Origin of the sequence: Curtobacterium sp. MCBA15_007 (genome assembly GCF_001864905.1) — a bacterium.
Lineage (GTDB): Bacteria > Actinomycetota > Actinomycetes > Actinomycetales > Microbacteriaceae > Curtobacterium > Curtobacterium poinsettiae.
The window spans coordinates 1-2,015 of record NZ_MJGM01000040.1; the positions used below are offsets into that span (position 1 = coordinate 1).

The following is a 2,015-nucleotide window of genomic DNA, read 5'->3' on the forward strand; positions in this document are numbered from 1 at the left end:
GCGAGACCCCGAACCCGGCGAAGACCCCCGAACACGGCACAGCGCACAGCCACGAGGGGATCCCCGCCCCGCTCAGCCCCGAGAACTCGGCGATGCACCGTCGGAGAGAACCGCGCCGTCGTCCTGTGAACATCCACTCAGCACACGGCGCGGATCAACCGTCAGTAGCGGTAGCTCCCGGAGGTCATCAAGTAACGCAGCTGCGTCCGGGTTGCGACGCCCTGGGTGATGGACGGCATCGCGATGTCACCACTCCACGAATCAACGGGCGCTCCGTCGCTGACACCGCTGCCGAGGAGCAGGCCGCCGCTGCTCGACCTCTCGCCTGCTCCGAGCGAGTGACCGGTCACGCCCACCCCGGACGACGACGCATTGACCATGATCCGGACCTGGTTGTTCGCGGGGTCCCAGACACCCGTGACGAAGGCCCACGTGCCCGGGGACGCGGACGTCTGAGCGGGACTGGTGCAGTCGACTGACGGGATGTCGGTCTGTTCCTTGACGCAGAAGCGGTACTTGCCGTTGACGTACTGCAGGTAGAACGGCGAATTGGTCTGACCGTCGAGGGACATCGCCGTGTTGGTCTCGTCGACGGAGGTCTTCGAGGGCCGGAGCCATGCGGAGACCGTGTAGCTCTTCGTCGTGTCCATGATGGGACCCGAGGTCGTGCTGGTCCCTGCCGCGGCGAAGAAGCCGAGATCGCTGTCCTTGGTGAAGCCTTCGCAGTCCGGGTCGATGGAGGTGAAGTAGTCGACGTCGCCGTGCACGCACCGGTACGCGTGTACGGGCTTCGTCCCCGTGGGCACATCGGCCGCCACCGTCCACGAGTAGCCGAGCTGCACACCAGAGTCGCTGCAGGCACGTCCGGTCGTCATGTCGCCGACCGACGTCGGACACGACCAGAGCAGCCGACTGTGCGAAGGCGCGGGTGCGGCGGGGCTCAGGAGTTCGCCCAGCGTGGACTGGAAGTCCTTGCCGGCTCGCGTGTGCGCTGTGACGGCGATGTGACCGTAGTCGCCGTAGTAGCGGTTGATCCGGACGAGGTCGTCTTGGTGGACACGCGTGGCGTCGAACGGACCGGCGTACCCGGTGTCATCGATGGGGCCGCTCGTGACCGCGCTCGGGTCGAGGGTCAACGACCGGGGGCTGGTCGGGGTCGATGCTTCGTCGAGGAGGACTCTTCGTGATCCGGAAGTGCCGTCGCCTCCCACGTGCCCTGAGCTCCCCGTCCAGGTGTGTGCAGCGCTCTCGCTGTCCACGGTGGGATCGGAGTCCGCCACGATGGGCCAACCCTGGTTCGAGGTGTCCGGGGATGCCGCGGTGACGGAGACGTTGCCGGCCTTGTCGATGCTCTTCACCCAGAGAACGCTGCTGTTGTCGGTCGGTGCGAACCGGATGGTCGCGGTCCGCGAGGACGTGGCACACACGTACGTCACGATCCCGTCGTGCAGGCCGCAGTCCGGGAACCCGATGGCAGTGTTCGCTGCGGCCGTGACCGGCTGGATGTCCGAGCGAGAAGCGCTCACCCACCACGCGAACCCGGCAATCGACGCGTCCGTCGGTGTGGTGGCGGTGACGGAGGTCGCGACCCCGACGGTGTGCGGCTTGTCCAGACCCGTCACCGAAGGAGCCTTCGGAGGAGTCGAGTCGGAGTGGATGTAGCACCACGGCGACCAGTCGCCCCATTCGCTGTCGTCGTTCGAACGCGCGCGGACAGCGAAGTCCCCGTCGGGCAGGTAGCCCTTCGGCAGGACTGCCGTCTGTGTTCCCGGTGCCGCTCGGACCGAGCCGACTCCGTCACCGACGTGCGTTGCCAGGTCCGACGCCTTGTACACGTAGAACTTCGTCGCGAGGTTCTCCCCGTCGGGATCCGAGCTCTGCGCCGAGAGGGTCAGGCTCTGCGCATCGTTGTTGATCCATGCGGCGGAATCAGTCGAGTCCCCGCACGTGCGGGTCGGTGAGGTGATCCGGAAGTGCGTCGGGGCGTTCGGGATGGTGTTGTACTCGATGGTGAG

At 66.8% G+C, this 2,015-nt stretch carries 1 protein-coding gene; it reads right to left on the minus strand.

What is annotated here, in order from left to right:
* Positions 1-161: 161 nt before the first annotated feature.
* On the minus strand, positions 162-2,015 hold a 1,854-nt coding region (locus tag BIU95_RS13375; RefSeq protein WP_139179805.1), incomplete at its 5' end, for a LamG domain-containing protein.